This is a genomic window from Streptomyces sp. NPDC102467, assembly GCF_044765445.1.
GTDB lineage: Bacteria > Actinomycetota > Actinomycetes > Streptomycetales > Streptomycetaceae > Streptomyces.
This window is the reverse complement of record NZ_JBIWKA010000009.1, coordinates 128113-142816: the sequence shown is the minus strand read 5'-3', so window position 1 is coordinate 142816 and position 14704 is coordinate 128113. Positions and strand designations below refer to the sequence as shown.

Here is a 14704-nt window from a genome sequence, read left to right as displayed (position 1 = left end):
GAGACTCGAAGGGGACTCAAAGGGGAAGGCGCCGGCCGTCGCAGCAGGGCTCAGCGCTGCCCGCGCTGCCGCAACGCCCCCGCCACCCCGTCGAAGAACGCCGCATGCGCGGCCGCGCTGGCCGCGATCTCCGGGTTCCACGGCAGCACGACGGCCCGCTCGGCCACGGCCGCCCACTGCTCGTCCCCCGCGTACTGCTCCGGTGGCGCCGCGTTGGCCCGGGCGTCCACCAGCACCACATCCGGCGCAAGTTCGGCCGCGTCGGCCCAGGTCCCGGTGTGCCAGTTGGCACCGGGCCCCTCGGGCGGCTCCACCGTGCGCACCCCGAGTCCCGTCAGCGCGCTCAGGTCGGGCCATTTCGCGGGCCGCGCGAGGTGCACGCTGTCGGGTCCGCCGGGCGACAGCGCCAATACCCGCACTGCGCCTGCCTGTTCGGCCGTCGCGGCCAACTCTCTCTCCGCCCGGGTGAGTTCACCGAGCGCCGCGGATCCTTCTGCCGCCCCGAGGGAGCGCCCGAGCTCCGCCACCCGTTCCCTTACGGCGGCGAGCCCGCGCCCCTGCCCGACATCGATCACGGCGACCGGTACATGCTCCTCCAGATGTTTCGCCACCTCCGGTTCGACCCCGTACACCTGGCCGCCGCCGTACGTCAGCGCCACCACGAGGTCGGGGCGCACCGCGAGCACGTCATCGAGCCCGAGCCCCGCCCCGGCCCCCAGGTACGCGATGTCGCCGAGGGGCAGCGCCCCGGACTTGGCGCGATCGGGACTCTCCCCGTCGTGGTACGAGCCGAAGATGCCCACGGGACGTATGCCGAGATCCCACAGGCTCGCCCCTGCCTGTATATACGCGGCGACCCGCCCCGGCGCCTCTGGCGCGGCGGCGACATGTCCGCGGTCGTCGGTGAACTCCCACGCTGTGGATGACCGTTCTTCCATCCCGGGACCCTGCCCAGGCCACGAGCGCACCACTCCGCCCGAACCCGCCAAATCCGGCCACCTGTACGGCACTTGGGAGGAGAGGCAGGTCAGGTGGCAAGGAGTCGCTTGCGGCTCGCCGCCACGTCGAAGTCGGCTTTCGGGTACTGCGGATCGATGTCCTCGAGGTGGTCCAACAGCAGTGTGCCGACCGCCCAGTTGCGGTACCACTTGCGGTCGGCGGGCACCACGTACCAGGGCGCTTCCTCGGTGGAGCACCGGTCGAGGGCGATCTCGTACGCCTCCTGGTACGCGGGCCACAGCGCCCGGTCCTCGATGTCACCCGGACTGAACTTCCAGTGCTTGTCCGGATTGTCGAGCCGCGCCAGCAGCCGCCGTTTCTGCTGCTCGTAGGAGATGTGCAGGAAGCACTTCAGCACGGTCACGCCGTCGTCGGCCAGCGACTTCTCGAACCGGTTGATGTGCCCGTAGCGCCGACCGATCTGACCGGCCGGCACCAACTCCCTTACGCGTGCGATGAGTACGTCCTCGTACTGGGACCGGTCGAAGATGCCGATCTCGCCCGGCTGCGGCAGCGCCTTCATGATGCGCCACAGGAAGGGGTGGGCGAGCTCTTCGGGCGTGGGCGCCGCGAACGCCCTGACGCGGCACCCGGCCGGGTTCAGCGCACCGATCACATGCTTGACGGTGCCGCCCTTGCCGCTGGTGTCCATGCCCTGGAGGATCAGCAGCACGCGGCGCCGGTCGCCGGCGGAGCCCGCCGCCCACAGGCGCTCCTGGAGACCGGCGAGGCGCTCGCCCGTCCGGGCGGTCGCCGCGACTCCCTCCGCCTTGGTGCGCGGTCCGCCGGGCGTACCGGCGGGATCGTACGAGGTGAGGGCCGTCTGCTTGCCCCCGGGGATGCGCAGCAGCTCGCGCAGTGGGACGGCGGTCGCGGAGCCGTTGCCGCCCTTCTTCGCGCCTTCGCCCTTGCCCTTGCTCCTGCTCTCGCTCCTGGACGTGGACTTGGCCACTGCGCACCCCTCACGGTCGGATCCTTCGATCCTGCGTCGGCGCGGGCGGCGCCGCTATAAGTGCGCTACTTCTGCCAGGGGCCGGTTACGGCGAACGTCGTCCCGGGCGTATAGCAGTTCACGTACATGGTGCCGCCGTCCGGTGCGAACGTGACTCCGGCGAACTCGCCCCACGCGGGCGCCTCGGCCGTCCCGATGTTCTGGCGGCCGCGCGCCATCGCGTACACGTCGCCCTTGCGGGTCACGCCGAAGACGTGTTGCGCGCCCTCGCCGTCCTCGCAGACCATCAGGCCGCCGCTGGGCGCGAGACAGATGTTGTCGGGCTCCTCGCCGGGCAGCTGCACATCGGTGCCGGGGCCGAAGACGATCACCAGGGTGAGCCTGCGCGCGGCGGGGTCGTAGCGCCATATCTGCCCGAAGTGGTCGGCGGCGGACCCCTCCCTGCTCCTGGCGTACGACGACACGAAGTACACGCACGATCCGCCCCAGTAGCACCCCTCCAGCTTCTGGCCGTGGGTGATGCCCTTGGGTCCGAAGTCCTGGTTGCGGATGGGTGTCTGAGCGGCCAGCGGGTCCGGTACGTCGACCCATTCGATGCCGCCGAAGCTCGCCCCGGTCTCCTGCACCGCCGACAGATCGGGGACGCCGGGCACCCGCATCGCCTGGAGCGTGCCGCCCGCGCGCAGTGAACCGAGGCCGCCGCGCGGCTTGTTGGGCAGGAACCGGTAGAACAGCCCGAAGGGCTTGTCGAACGCGTCCTCGGTCTCGTACACGACCCCGCGCCGCGGATCGACGGCGATCGCCTCGTGCTGGTAGCGGCCCATCGCGGTCAGCGGGACGGCTCCCGAGCGGTGCGGGTCGGCGGGGTCGACCTCGAAAATGAAACCGTGGTCCTTGGTGTAGCCGTTCGTGCCAGCCTTGTCCTCGGTCTCCTCGCAGGTGAGCCAGGTACCCCAAGGGGTGTGCCCACCGGCGCAGTTGACAGCCGTACCGGCGATGGCGACCCGCTCGGACAGTACGTTGTTGTGCCGGTCGAGGGTGAGCGCCGTACAGCCGCCCTTGCCCATCGGGTCGTACGTGAGCCCGTCGACGGTCGGCACGGGGACCTTGCCGGTGACCCGGTTCTCGTGGTTGCGCACGAGATGGACGCGGCCCTGTCTGCCGGCGAAGGCGGCCATGCCGTCGTGGTTGCTGGGTACCGGGCCTTCCTTGGACCGGAGTTGATCGCCCTCGCGTGAGAGGACCTGGTAGCGGAACCCCTTGGGGAGATCGAGCAGACCGGCCGGGTCGGGCACCAGGGGGCCGTAGCCGGTGCGGCCCTGGGCGGCGGCGGAACCGGCGAACAGCTCGGAGAGGGTTCCGGCGAAAGCGATACCCACCCCCAAGGCGCCGGTGCGGGCGAGGACTTGACGTCGTGTTGCGGACAGCCGTGTTTCAGACATGGGGCAACCTCCTGTTGGCGGACAGGAACTGTGACCCGGTGTGTCTATCACGCACGCTTGTTCGCGTGAACCACGCGCGTAGCAACCGCAGTTGGGGGCCGGTTACTCGTGTCGCACAGCCCACCCCCGACGCGGGCATCACGCGTGGACGAGCCCCTTGGCGTCGCGCGCCAGGGCGGTGAGCCGCGAGATCGCCCGGAAGTACTTCTTCCGGTATCCGCCGTTCAGCATCTCCTCGCTGAACAGGGCGTCGAACGGCTGCCCCGAGGCGAGCACCGGGATCTCCCGGTCGTAGAGCCGGTCGGCGAGGACCACGAGCCGCAGGGCCGTCGACTGGTCGGGAACGGCGGAGACGTCCGTCAGACAGACCGCCCGCAGCTCGTCCGTCAGCGCGCCGTACCGGCTGGGGTGCACCCGCGCCAGGTGCTCGAGCAGGTGCGGGAAGTCGTCGAGCGAGGCGCCCTCGGTGGCGTACGCGGCCTTGGTGACCTGTTCGTCGGAGAACGGCGCGGGGGCCTCGGGCAGGCCACGGTGCCGGTAGTCCTCGCCGTCGATGCGCAGCGGCCTGAAGCGCGCGGACAGGCCCTGTATCTCGCGCAGGAAGTCGGCGGAGGCGAACCTGCCCTCGCCGAGCTTGCCGGGCAGTGTGTTCGAGGTGGCGGCGAGCGCGACGCCCGCGTCGACCAGCTTGCCGAGCAGCGTGGAGACGAGGACGGTGTCGCCCGGGTCGTCGAGCTCGAACTCGTCGATGCAGAGCAGCCGGTGCTCGCTCAGCGTGCGCACGGTCTGCTGGAAGCCGAGGGCACCGACCAGGTTCGTCAGCTCGACGAACGTGCCGAACGCCTTGTGCTCGGGCGCCGCGGGGGTGGCGTGCCACAGGGAGGCCAGGAGGTGGGTCTTGCCGACCCCGTACCCGCCGTCGAGGTAGACGCCGCGGGGGCCGGTCGGGGCGGCGGGCTTCTTGCCGAAGCCGAACAGGCCCCGCTTCTTGCCGCCGCCGGCGGCGTGCGCCCCGCCGAGGCCGGCGGCGAACGAGCTCAGCACCTGCACGGCCTGGGTCTGGCTCGGCTGGTTCGGATCAGGGATGTACGTGTCGAAGCGGGCGGAGCTGAAACGGGGCGGCGGCACCATCTCGGCGACCAGACGCTCCGCGGGAACGTGCGGCTCACGGGCGCACAGGGACTGGGGCGCCGCGTCGGCTATGGGGCTGCTGCCCGTCTGGCGGGCGCCGGTGGCTTCGGTGGAGGACGACACAGCTCCGCAGCTTAGTAGCCGTGGCACACTGCTCGTCATGCGACGCCTGTTCCCTGTGACGTACGAAACAGCAGATCACACGGGTGGGGAGGGACACGGGGGGCCCGAGGGACCCTTGGGCCGTGAGTGGAGCCTCGACCAGCTCGCCGACGCCTACGCGTATCCGGCCGAGGTGACGGGAGAGGTGTGGCTGCGCGCCAACATGGTCTCCACCCTCGACGGCGCCGCCCAGCACGACGGCCGTTCCCACCCCATCTCCTGCCCCTCCGACATGCGGATCTTCGGCACGCTGCGCGGTCTCGCGGACGCCGTGGTCGTCGGCGCCCAGACGGTCCGCCAGGAGGGGTACCGGCCGGCCCGCCCCCGCGAGGCGTTCGCCGCGCGCCGGGCGGCGGCCGGGCAGGGCCCAGCGCCCTCCATCGCCGTGATCAGCGCGAGCCTCGACCTGGATTTCGGCCTTCCGCTTTTCACCGAGCCACTGTCGCCGACGTACGTCGTCACCGGCGCGGCCGCGCCGCAGGACCGGGTGGCGGCGGCGCGGAAGGCCGGCGTCGAGGTGCTGGTCGCGGGGGAGGGCGCCGGTGTCGAGCCGGAGCGCGCGGTGGGGGCGCTGGCCGAGCGGGGCCTGACGCGGCTGCTCACGGAGGGCGGGCCGCGGATGCTGGGCCAGTTCGTGGCCGCACAGGTGCTCGACGAGCTCTGCCTGACGGTGTCGCCGCTGCTCACCGCGGGCACGGCGCAGCGCATTGCCGGAGGCCCTGAGCTGGCCCTGCCGGAACGTTTCGAGCTGGCATCTCTCCTGGAAGAGGACGGTTTCCTCTTCACCCGATACCGTCGAAGCCGACACTCGGCGGAATGATCCGTTCCGTTTAGCTTTCGCTGGGCACACTAAATCTGGCAGGCCCCGTGCGGCCACGGGGCAGGATGGTTTCCGCAGATCCCCAGGGGCCGGTCGCAGGACGGCCCACGGCAGGAGTAGAAGGGCGCCCGTCGTGTTCACGAGCGTATTGATGATCGAGAAGGCCCTGACGTCCGCCGACGTGGAGTTCGTCACCACCTTGCACGGCGACGAGGAGGTCTCCTTCCACGTGCTGCTCCAGCCCCGCGGCGACCAGGCGGACCGCCTGCTGCGAGCCATCGACGACGTCGCGATGGGCGAACTGGACGAGGCGGCCCGGGAGGACGAGGTGCCCGAGGGCGACGAGGCCAAGGCCCCCGCCGAGCAGGCGCTGAGCGTCTCCCTCGCCGCGCTGCACCAGGCCGGCTGCGCCGCGGAGGGACGGCTCATCGAGGACCACCCGCTCGACGCGCTCAGGGCGCTCGTCGACGAGGTGAGGGCGGACGAGGTGATCGTGCTGACCGACCCGCACTACGTCGAGGAGTTCTTCCACCGTGACTGGGCCTCGCGGGCCCGGCACAAGGTGGGCGTGCCGGTTCTGAAGCTGTTCTCGTACAGCAAGGCGTGACGCCGGGCTCGGATGCGGGACGGACGGGGCCGAGGCAATAGGCTTGGCCCGGTCCGTGGTCGAAGTGACCACGAACCGGGTCACCCGAAGAACCTCGGTACAACGACCGCAGCGGCCCGCCGCAGAACCGCAGAAGATCCTCAGGGGAGAGACACGTATGGCACCCGGCCTGCCCACTTCTACCGCCGCCATGGACCGACCGCACTTCATCGGCATCGGCGGCGCCGGAATGTCGGGCATCGCCAAGATCCTCGCCCAGCGCGGCGCCCGGGTCGCCGGCAGTGACGCCCGGGAGTCCGCCACGGCCGAGGCGCTGCGCGCGCTCGGCGTCACGGTCCACATCGGACACGACGCGGCCCACCTCGCCCCCGACTCCACCTGCGTGGTCGTCTCGTCCGCGATCCGTGCGGACAACCCGGAGCTGGCGCGCGCCGCCGAGCTCGGCATCCCCGTGGTGCACCGCTCCGACGCGCTCGCCTCGCTCATGGACGGCCTGCGCCCGATCGCGGTGGCGGGCACCCACGGCAAGACGACCACGACGTCGATGCTCGCCGTGTCCCTCGCCTCCCTCGGCCTGAGCCCGTCGTACGCGATCGGCGGCGACCTGGACGTCCCCGGCTCGAACGCGGTGCACGGCGAGGGCGACATCTTCGTCGCCGAGGCCGACGAGTCGGACCGCAGCTTCCACAAGTACAAGCCGGAAGTCGCGATCATCCTCAACGTCGAACTCGACCACCACGCCAATTACGCGTCGATGGACGAGATCTACGACTCCTTCGAGATCTTCACGTCGAAGATCGTCCCCGGCGGCACCCTCGTCATCGCCGCCGACCACCCCGGCGCCGTCGAACTGGCCCGCCGCATCCGCGACACGACGTCCCTCAAGGTCGTCACGTACGGCGAGTCGCAGTCCGCGGACATCCGCATCCACAAGGTCACGCCGCGCGGCCTCAGCAGCGAGGTGACGGTCCTGCTCGACGGCAAGCTGCTCACCTTCACCGTCTCGGTCCCGGGCCGCCACTACGCGCACAACGCGGTCGCGGCGCTCGCGGCGGGCGTGGCGCTCGGCATCCCGTCCCGGAACCTGGCCGGGGCCCTCAAGTCGTACACCGGCGTCAACCGCCGTCTCCAGCTCAAGGGCGAGCAGGGCGGCGTACAGGTCATCGACTCGTACGCGCACCACCCCACGGAGATGGCGGCCGACCTGGAGGCGATGCGCGCCGCGGCCGACGACGCCCGGCTGCTGGTCCTCTTCCAGCCGCACCTCTTCTCCCGCACCCAGGAACTGGGCAAGGAGATGGGCGAGGCCCTGGCGCTCGCGGACGGCTCGGTCGTCCTCGACATCTACCCGGCCCGCGAGGACCCGATCCCCGGCATCACCAGCGCCTTGATCGTCGACGCGGCGCGCGCCGCAGGCGCCGACGTCCAGGCGTCCCACGACAGGACGGCGGCCGTCGAGGCGATCGCGGGAATGGCGAAGCCCGGTGATCTCGTTCTCACCATGGGCGCGGGCGACGTCACGGACCTCGGCCCGCGCATCCTGGACCACCTAGCACAGCGCTGAAGCGAAGGCCGAAGCAAAAAGGGAGTGCCTCATGTCGTACGACGTCGAGAAGCCGGACGAGCAGTGGCGCGCGGAGCTGAACCCGGGGGAGTACGCGGTACTGCGCCAGGCCGGCACCGAGCCCGCCTTCACCGGTGAGTACACGGACACGAAGACGCAGGGCGTCTATGCCTGCCGGGCATGCGGCGCCGAGCTCTTCACCTCCACCGAGAAGTTCGAGTCGCACTGCGGCTGGCCGTCCTTCTACGACCCGAAGGACTCGTCGGCCGTCGAACTCATCGAGGACCGCACCCACGGCATGGTCCGCACCGAGGTGCGGTGCGCACGCTGCGGCTCGCACCTCGGGCACGTCTTCGAGGGCGAGGGGTACCAGACGCCCACGGACCAGCGGTACTGCATCAACTCGATCTCGCTGCGGTTGGAGCCGGTCGAGGGCTGATCAGGCCGCTGTCCCTGACAGGTCCCAGGGGCGCAGCACCGGCAGCGCCTTGATCCCGTTGATGAAGTTCGACACCAGTCGTCGGGGCGGCCCGGCGAGCGTCAGGGTCGGCAGGGCCCGGCCCACCTCTTCGTACAGCACCCGGAGCTGGAGCCGCGCGAAGTGCGCGCCGAGGCAGACGTGCGGGCCGTCGCCGAAGGAGACGTGCGGGTTGGGGGTGCGGGCCGGATCCAGGCGGAAGGGGGCGGGGAAGACCCGCTCGTCGTGGTTGGCCGAGGCGTGCAGGACCACGACCTTGTCGCCGCGCTGGATGCGCGCTCCCGCGAGGGTCGTGTCGCGGGTGGCCGTGCGACGGAAGGTGAGGACCGGCGGGTGGCGGCGGAGCAGTTCGTCGGTCGCCGTCGTCAAGTCGAGTTCTCCTGACCGTAGTTGGGCGTACGTCGACGGGTGCTCGGCAAGCAGGGCCAAGGCTCCGGGCGCCGCGCCGCGGACCGTGTCGTTGCCCGCGACCGTCAGGAGGAAGAAGAACATCTGCCGCTCGGGCGGGGTGAGTTCGGGGTCCGTCGCCAGCGTCGTCAGCACGTCGTCGGCGGGGTGGGCGCGCTTGTGGGCCGCCAGCTCGTCCGCGTACGCGAACATGTCGGCCAGCGCCGACGGGGAGCGCGAATTCAGCGGTCGGCCCGCCGCGTCGAGCAGCGGCGTGGGGGACTCGTCCGGGTCCTGGTAGCCGATGACCCGACGCGTCCAGTGCAGCAGCAGCGCGCGGTCGGACTCCGGGACGCCGAGGAGATCGGCGAGGTTGAGCAGGGCGTAGTCGTCGGTGACGGTCGTGACCAGGTCGACCGCCTTCTCCTCCCCGGCCCCGCCCGGTCCCTCAAGTGCCGTGCTGAGCAAGGACGTTGCGCGTCGACGCGCCGCTCGCCCGAACGCCTCCACGCGGCGCGGGGTGAACGCCCGGCTCACCAGGCGGCGCAGCCTGCCGTGCGCCGGCGGATCCTGGTTGAGCATCATGCCGCGGATGAAGGGCAGGTCGGCCGGGTCCGGATCGCGGATCTGGGTGGCTCCCAGGTACGAGGAGTACGCCGACGTGTCCTTGAGGACCCGCACGACATCCGCGTGCCGGGCCACCGCCCAGAAACCGGGCCCCTCCGGCCAGCCGAGAACCGCCGGCTCCGCTTGCCAGGACACCGGGTGGTCGTCGCGCAGCACCCGGTAGCGCTCGTGCGGCGGCCCGTGGGCGTACAGCCGCGGATCGAAGACGTCGGGGGCGGCCCCCGTCATACGCCGTCCGCCCGCAGGAAGTCCTCCACCACCCGGATCAGCGCGAGCGGCGCCTCGTCCATCGCGTAATGGCCGCACACCGGCAGGTCGACCAGCTCGCCGCGGCTGAACCAGTGCAGCCACGTCGCCCGCATCAGCTCCGCGGGCAGCGCCGGGTCCAGCTGCCCCGTCACCGCCAGCGCCGGCGTCGTACAGCCCTCCAGATCGTGGTGGAAGTCGTCGCCGGTCCACGAGTCGAGCCAGGCGCGGAACGCCTTCGCGTCGCTGCACGCCACCGACCGCGCCGTCATCCGGTCCAGCCAGGCCGCCGGACGGACACCGCCCGTGGTGATGTCGAGGATGGTGCGGCGGTGCGCCGGTTCGATGTCGGCCGTCGAGAACAGTTCCCACCGCTGCGGCGGCAGTGCCAGGCCCGACGCCGGGACCGGCGAGACCCCCGCGATGCGTCGCACCCGCTGCCGGTGCGACGCCACGACGCGCTGCGCCACCGTGCCGCCCATCGAGTGCCCGATCAGCGAGAACCGCTCCCAGCCGAGCCGGTCCGCGAGCGCCAGCACATCGGCCGCGCCCTCGGCCGTCGTGTACGCGCCCGGGATGTCCTTCGCCTCCCCGTAGCCGCGCAGATCCACGAACGCGTACTCGAAGGAGACCCGGTCCAGATCGGCGACGACCGGCGCGAACGCGGAGCGGTCGGCGAACCAGCCGTGCACCGCGATCACCTTGTGCGGACCGTCTCCGTGCAGTTCATGAGGAAGAAGGAAGGTGGAGGCCACGTCGACTCCCGGGGGATGGGGCGGTGCGGGTCGCGTCCACGGTGGCGCGGCCCCGGGCGGGCCACAAGGGGGCGTGCCCCGGCGATCGGCGACAATGGGCGGGTGACCTCCCCCGACGCCTCCCGTACCGTTCCCGACCGCCCGGATCTGCGCGCCGACTGCGGCAACTGCTTCGGTCTGTGCTGTGCCGCGCTGCCGTTCGCCAAGTCCCAGGACTTCGCGCGGGACAAAAGCGCGGGCACGCCCTGCCACAACCTCCAGGACGACTTCCGCTGCGGCATCCACACGCGGCTGCGCGACGAGGGGTACCGGGGGTGCACCGTCTTCGACTGCTTCGGCGCGGGCCAGAAGATCTCGCAGGTCACCTTCGAGGGCGTCAGCTGGCGCGAGCGCCCCGAAAGCGCGCGGGCGATGTTCGAGATGTTTCCCGCCATGCGTCAATTGCACGAGCTGCTCTGGTACTTGAGCGAAGTGCTGGAGCTGCGCCGGGCCGAGCCCGTGCACCGCGACGCCCGCCGCGCCCTCGACGACATCGAGCGGCTCACGCGCGCGGACGCCGACGAACTGCTCGCGGCCGATGTGCCCGCGATCCGCGCCGACGTGAACACGCTGCTGCTCAGGGCGAGCGACCTGGTGCGTGCCGAGGTGCCCGGCCGCAAGAAGAACCACCGCGGCGCGGACCTCGTCGGCGCCCGGCTGCGCGCCGCCGGTCTGCGCGGCGCCACACTGCGCGGCGCCCTCCTCGTCGCCGCCGATCTGACCGGCGCCGACCTGCGCTCGGCCGACCTGATCGGAGCGGACCTGAGGGACGCTCGGCTCGACGGCGCCGACCTGACGGGCAGCATCTTCCTCACCCAGGCCCAGCTGAACGCGGCCCGCGGCGACCACGCCACCAAGCTGCCCCCAGGGCTGACGCGGCCCGCGCACTGGGGCGCATGAGCCGCCTCAGACCGCGCAGACCGACGGCAGTGCCCGAGCCAGGCCCTTGAGGTGAAGGGCGTCGAAGCGGTGGGAGTGGGCGTCGCGCAGTGCCGCCGCAGTGAGCAGCGGCACGCATGCCGGGGTGGCGCGAACGGGCGTCAACTGCCGGAGCGCGCCCAGGAGTTCGGTGGTGATCCGGTCGAGTGCGGGCCGCACCTCCGTCGCCAGGTCGGGGCGGCCTGTCGGGCGCTGCTCGGGATGGGCGTCCCAGCGGGCGTAGAGGCCGCGCTGCACCACCTTGTTGGCCTCGATCTGGTCGCGGAAGACAGCCTGGGCGAGCGCCGGGTCGAGGCCGAGCGCCGCTGAACGCGCCGCGACGTCGTCCAGGATCTGCCGCTCGCGCGCCGGGTCGTCGATCGGTGCAGGCGTGCCGTACTTCGCGGCGGCGACCTTGTCGGCGAGGGCGATCCTGCGCGCCGCGAGCGAGGTGACGGCGGCGAGCGGGCGCGGCTCGGCGTGGGTGACCGAGGGGGTGGGGGTGGCGGCCGGGGCGGGGAGCGCGGCGCCGCCGAGAGAGAGCGCGGCCGTCGCGCCGAGGGCGAGCAGACAGCGAGCGGCCGCGCGGAGGCCTCGGGCTCGAAGGGGTACGGGCATCGGGGCCTCCTGGTCTGTCACCGCTTCGGGCGCTTCAGGCGCTTCAGGGTGTGGAACTCGCACAGGTCCGGGTCGTCGGTATAGGTGTACAGGACGGGCTCGGCACGGGTGCCGCTCACGTAGTAGGGCACGGTGTACTTCCCGCCGTCGGGGTCGACGTGCGGGTCGGGAAACGTCAGGTCGAGATCCGCGTCCGCCTGGTCGCCAGGAGTCGCGAGGTCCCAGGAGCCGGTCGTGAGGGCGGGACGCTCCTCCTGGGGGAGTCCGCCGAACGGCTCGGGGTCGGGCCAGTCGCGGGTCGCGGTGAAGGAGTTGTCGGCGCGCAGGGTGAGGTCCCCCGCGGGGTGGTCGTGCCAGTCGCCGTGCCAGGCGCCGAGGAGGTCGGAGGCGGTGAGCCCGGCAGGGGTCTCGCCCTCCGGGCCGCAGGACACGTAGCGGCCCATGCAGCCGGTGGTGGTCACCGCGGCGAGGACGGTCAGTGCACAGGTCACGACAAGGGTGCGGAACATGGCCCCTCCAAGGCGAAGAACGCGTCCCCCGTTATTTTGAACGCGTTCAAGTGTGGGGGAGCGTACCGTACGGGCGCCCGCCTCCCGCAAGGGCCGCCGCTTCCCCGGAGGACCCCGCTCATTCGTCGTTCACGCGTTCGTCGTTCACGCGATAGGACGATCATGCGCCGCGCCGTGGATGGCAGTTGGAAGCCCTGGGTAGGGCCGCGCACATGACTCAGCAGTCCTCACAGCCGTTCCGCCTGCCGCGCTTCTACATGCCTTATCAGGCGCGGCTCAATCCCCGCCTCGACGAAGCGCGCGCCCACTCGGCCGAGTGGGCGCGCGAGATGGGCATGCTGGAGGGGAGCGGCGTCTGGGAGCGGAGCGACCTCGACGCGCACGACTACGGTCTGCTGTGCGCGTACACGCATCCCGACTGCGGCGGCCCCGCCCTCTCCCTGATCACCGACTGGTACGTGTGGGTCTTCTTCTTCGACGACCACTTCCTGGACATGTACAAGCGCACGAACGACCGGGAGGGCGGCAAGGCCCACCTCGACCGGCTGCCGCTCTTCATGCCCATGCACCTCGACACCCCGGTGCCCGAGCCGACGAACCCCGTCGAGGCGGGCCTCGCCGACCTGTGGCGGCGCACCGTGCCCGCGATGTCCCTCGACTGGCGACGGCGGTTCGCCGCATCGACCGAACATCTGCTCAACGAGTCGATGTGGGAACTCTCCAACATCAACGAGGGCCGCGTCTCCAACCCCGTCGAGTACATCGAGATGCGCCGGAAGGTCGGCGGTGCGCCCTGGTCCGCGGGGCTCGTGGAGTACGCGACCGCCGAAGTCCCCGCGTCCGTCGCCGAGTCGAGGCCGCTGCGCGTGCTGATGGAGACGTTCTCCGATGCCGTGCACCTGCGCAACGACCTCTTCTCGTACGAGCGCGAGGTCCGTGACGAGGGTGAACTGTCCAACGGTGTCCTGGTGTTGGAGACCTTCTTCGGCTGTACGACGCAGGAGGCGGCGGAAGCCGTCAACGACGTGCTCACCTCGCGCCTGCACCAGTTCGAGCACACCGCGTTCACCGAAGTGCCCGCACTCGCCCTGGAGAAGGGGCTCGCGCCGGACGAGGTCGAGTCCGTCGCCGCGTACACCCGGGGGCTGCAGGACTGGCAGTCCGGCGGACACGAGTGGCACCGGCGGTCGAGCCGGTACATGAACAAGGGGGCCGTCGAAGAGCCCTCGCCGCTGCGTGGGCCGACCGGGCTCGGCACCGCCGCCGCCGACGTGCCCGCGCTGCTCGACGCGGTGGGGGCGGAGCGGCTGCGGGCGTACACCCACGTGCCGTACCAGAAGGTGGGTCCCTCCCGGCTCCCCGACTTCTACATGCCGTTCGAGGTGCGGCTGAACCCGGCGCTCGACGGCGCGCGCGCACGGCTCGTCCCCTGGGCGCATCGCATGGGCATCCTCGGCGAAGGCGTCTGGGACGAGGACAAGCTCGCCGCGGCCGACCTGGCGTTGTGCTCCGCGGGCATCGGCCCGGACAGCTCGCCCGAGGCCCTCGATCTCAGCGCGCAGTGGCTCGCCTGGGGCACCTACGGGGACGACTACTACCCCCTGGTCTTCGGGCACCGGCGCGATCTCGCCGCGGCCAGGCTGTGCACCGAGCGCCTGTCGGCCTGCATGCCACTGGCGGACGAAGCCGTCCCGGCACCGGCCAACGCCATGGAGCGCGGCCTCGCCGACCTGTGGGCGCGCACGACCGCGCAGATGACGGCGGAGCAGCGGACCACTTTCAAAGCCACCGTCGACGTCATGACGGAGAGCTGGGTGTGGGAGGTGCTGAACCAGATCCAGAACCGCATCCCCGACCCCGTCGACTACCTGGAGATGCGCCGCGCCACCTTCGGCTCCGACCTCACCATGTCCATGTGCCGCATGGGCCACGGTCCCGCCGTGCCGCCCGAGGTGTACAGGACCGGACCCGTCCGGGCCCTGGAGAACTCGGCCGCCGACTACGCGATGCTGGTCAACGACGTGTTCTCGTACCAGAAGGAGATCGAGTACGAGGGCGAGATCCACAACGGGATCCTCGTCGTGCAGAACTTCTTCGGCATCGACTATCCGACGGCGCTCGGCATCGTGCACGACCTCATGACGCAGCGCATGCAGCAGTTCGAGCACACCGTCGCGCACGAACTCCCCTTCCTCTACAAGGACTTCAAGCTGTCCCGTGCTTCCCGGACCGCACTGGACGGCTACGTCGAGGAACTACGGAACTGGATGGCGGGCATCCTCAACTGGCACCGCAAGGTGGACCGTTACCGCGCCGATCACCTGGCGAGCCGCACCCACGGCTTCGTACCGGACCGGATCCCGGCCGCGCCCCGTTGCGCAACCTTCGCGTCCGGAATGCGGCCTTCATGGAACCTGACCGGTGCGCTGGGGGTCTCTTGAGGTGAGCGG

At 71.2% G+C, this 14704-nt stretch carries 14 protein-coding genes; 6 read left to right on the top strand and 8 right to left on the bottom strand.

The genetic code is table 11. The features are described from left to right. Positions 1-50 precede the first annotated feature (50 nt). From ACIREE_RS20205 to zapE, 4 genes are all read right to left on the bottom strand, one after another. Positions 51-938 (bottom strand): ABC transporter substrate-binding protein, encoded by an 888-nt coding sequence (locus ACIREE_RS20205; protein ID WP_404153646.1) that lies wholly within the window; start codon positions 936-938, stop codon positions 51-53. 89 nt (positions 939-1027) lie between these two features. Next, complete coding sequence (locus tag ACIREE_RS20200; protein WP_404154252.1) at positions 1028-1858, bottom strand: polyphosphate kinase 2 family protein; 831 nt, start codon at positions 1856-1858, stop codon at positions 1028-1030. 158 nt (positions 1859-2016) lie between these two features. Continuing rightward, on the bottom strand, positions 2017-3393 hold the full coding sequence (locus tag ACIREE_RS20195; RefSeq protein WP_404153643.1) for an alkaline phosphatase PhoX: 1377 nt from the start codon (positions 3391-3393) through the stop codon (positions 2017-2019). Between the two features lie 138 nt (positions 3394-3531). Further along, positions 3532-4647: a cell division protein ZapE gene (zapE, locus tag ACIREE_RS20190; RefSeq protein WP_404153641.1), complete on the bottom strand. Its 1116-nt coding sequence runs from the start codon at positions 4645-4647 to the stop codon at positions 3532-3534. Between the two features lie 37 nt (positions 4648-4684). On the opposite strand from zapE, the gene ACIREE_RS20185 reads away from it, so the two are divergent. The 4 genes from ACIREE_RS20185 (at position 4685) to msrB (ending at position 8116) form a co-directional block, all read left to right on the top strand. Continuing rightward, positions 4685-5506 (top strand): pyrimidine reductase family protein, encoded by an 822-nt coding sequence (locus ACIREE_RS20185; protein WP_404153639.1) that lies wholly within the window; start codon positions 4685-4687, stop codon positions 5504-5506. Positions 5507-5639: 133 nt separating this feature from the next. After that, positions 5640-6113: an indole-3-glycerol phosphate synthase gene (locus ACIREE_RS20180; protein ID WP_404153636.1), complete on the top strand. Its 474-nt coding sequence runs from the start codon at positions 5640-5642 to the stop codon at positions 6111-6113. A gap of 157 nt (positions 6114-6270) precedes the next feature. Continuing rightward, positions 6271-7677: a UDP-N-acetylmuramate--L-alanine ligase gene (gene murC, locus ACIREE_RS20175; protein WP_404153633.1), complete on the top strand. Its 1407-nt coding sequence runs from the start codon at positions 6271-6273 to the stop codon at positions 7675-7677. Positions 7678-7708: 31 nt separating this feature from the next. Further along, a complete protein-coding gene (gene msrB / locus ACIREE_RS20170) occupies positions 7709-8116 on the top strand; it encodes a peptide-methionine (R)-S-oxide reductase MsrB (protein ID WP_404153630.1) in 408 nt (135 codons plus the stop codon). Here the strand turns inward: msrB and ACIREE_RS20165 are convergent, their stop codons facing one another. Continuing rightward, positions 8117-9397 carry a cytochrome P450 gene (locus tag ACIREE_RS20165; protein ID WP_404153627.1) on the bottom strand — a complete coding sequence of 427 codons (1281 nt, stop codon included), beginning with the start codon at positions 9395-9397 and terminating at the stop codon, positions 8117-8119. Further along, positions 9394-10170, bottom strand: a complete 777-nt coding sequence (locus ACIREE_RS20160; protein ID WP_404153624.1) for an alpha/beta fold hydrolase — start codon at positions 10168-10170, stop codon at positions 9394-9396. Before ACIREE_RS20160 ends, ACIREE_RS20165 begins: the two co-directional genes overlap by 4 nt. A 102-nt stretch (positions 10171-10272) precedes the next feature. Here ACIREE_RS20160 and ACIREE_RS20155 point away from each other — a divergent pair, with 102 nt between their 5' ends. Beyond that, a complete protein-coding gene (locus ACIREE_RS20155; RefSeq protein WP_404153622.1) occupies positions 10273-11109 on the top strand; it encodes a pentapeptide repeat-containing protein in 837 nt (278 codons plus the stop codon). A 6-nt stretch (positions 11110-11115) separates the two neighbouring features. Here ACIREE_RS20155 and ACIREE_RS20150 read toward each other — a convergent pair whose 3' ends face one another. Both ACIREE_RS20150 and ACIREE_RS20145 read right to left on the bottom strand, forming a co-directional pair. Continuing rightward, complete coding sequence (locus ACIREE_RS20150; RefSeq protein WP_404153619.1) at positions 11116-11745, bottom strand: chorismate mutase; 630 nt, start codon at positions 11743-11745, stop codon at positions 11116-11118. Positions 11746-11762: 17 nt separating this feature from the next. Continuing rightward, positions 11763-12254: a hypothetical protein gene (locus tag ACIREE_RS20145; RefSeq protein WP_404153616.1), complete on the bottom strand. Its 492-nt coding sequence runs from the start codon at positions 12252-12254 to the stop codon at positions 11763-11765. A 212-nt stretch (positions 12255-12466) separates the two neighbouring features. On the opposite strand from ACIREE_RS20145, the gene cyc2 reads away from it, so the two are divergent. Beyond that, on the top strand, positions 12467-14695 hold the full coding sequence (cyc2, locus tag ACIREE_RS20140; RefSeq protein ID WP_404153614.1) for a germacradienol/geosmin synthase Cyc2: 2229 nt from the start codon (positions 12467-12469) through the stop codon (positions 14693-14695). Positions 14696-14704: the final 9 nt, after the last annotated feature.

Coding starts and splice junctions, on each gene's coding strand:
- ACIREE_RS20165 (WP_404153627.1), bottom strand. CDS start 9,397: ATGACGGGGGCCGCCCCCGACGTCTTCGATCCGCGGCTGTACGCCCAC.
- ACIREE_RS20185 (WP_404153639.1), top strand. CDS start 4,685: ATGCGACGCCTGTTCCCTGTGACGTACGAAACAGCAGATCACACGGGT.
- murC (WP_404153633.1), top strand. CDS start 6,271: ATGGCACCCGGCCTGCCCACTTCTACCGCCGCCATGGACCGACCGCAC.
- ACIREE_RS20150 (WP_404153619.1), bottom strand. CDS start 11,745: ATGCCCGTACCCCTTCGAGCCCGAGGCCTCCGCGCGGCCGCTCGCTGT.
- ACIREE_RS20195 (WP_404153643.1), bottom strand. CDS start 3,393: ATGTCTGAAACACGGCTGTCCGCAACACGACGTCAAGTCCTCGCCCGC.
- ACIREE_RS20145 (WP_404153616.1), bottom strand. CDS start 12,254: ATGTTCCGCACCCTTGTCGTGACCTGTGCACTGACCGTCCTCGCCGCG.
- ACIREE_RS20205 (WP_404153646.1), bottom strand. CDS start 938: ATGGAAGAACGGTCATCCACAGCGTGGGAGTTCACCGACGACCGCGGA.
- msrB (WP_404153630.1), top strand. CDS start 7,709: ATGTCGTACGACGTCGAGAAGCCGGACGAGCAGTGGCGCGCGGAGCTG.
- cyc2 (WP_404153614.1), top strand. CDS start 12,467: ATGACTCAGCAGTCCTCACAGCCGTTCCGCCTGCCGCGCTTCTACATG.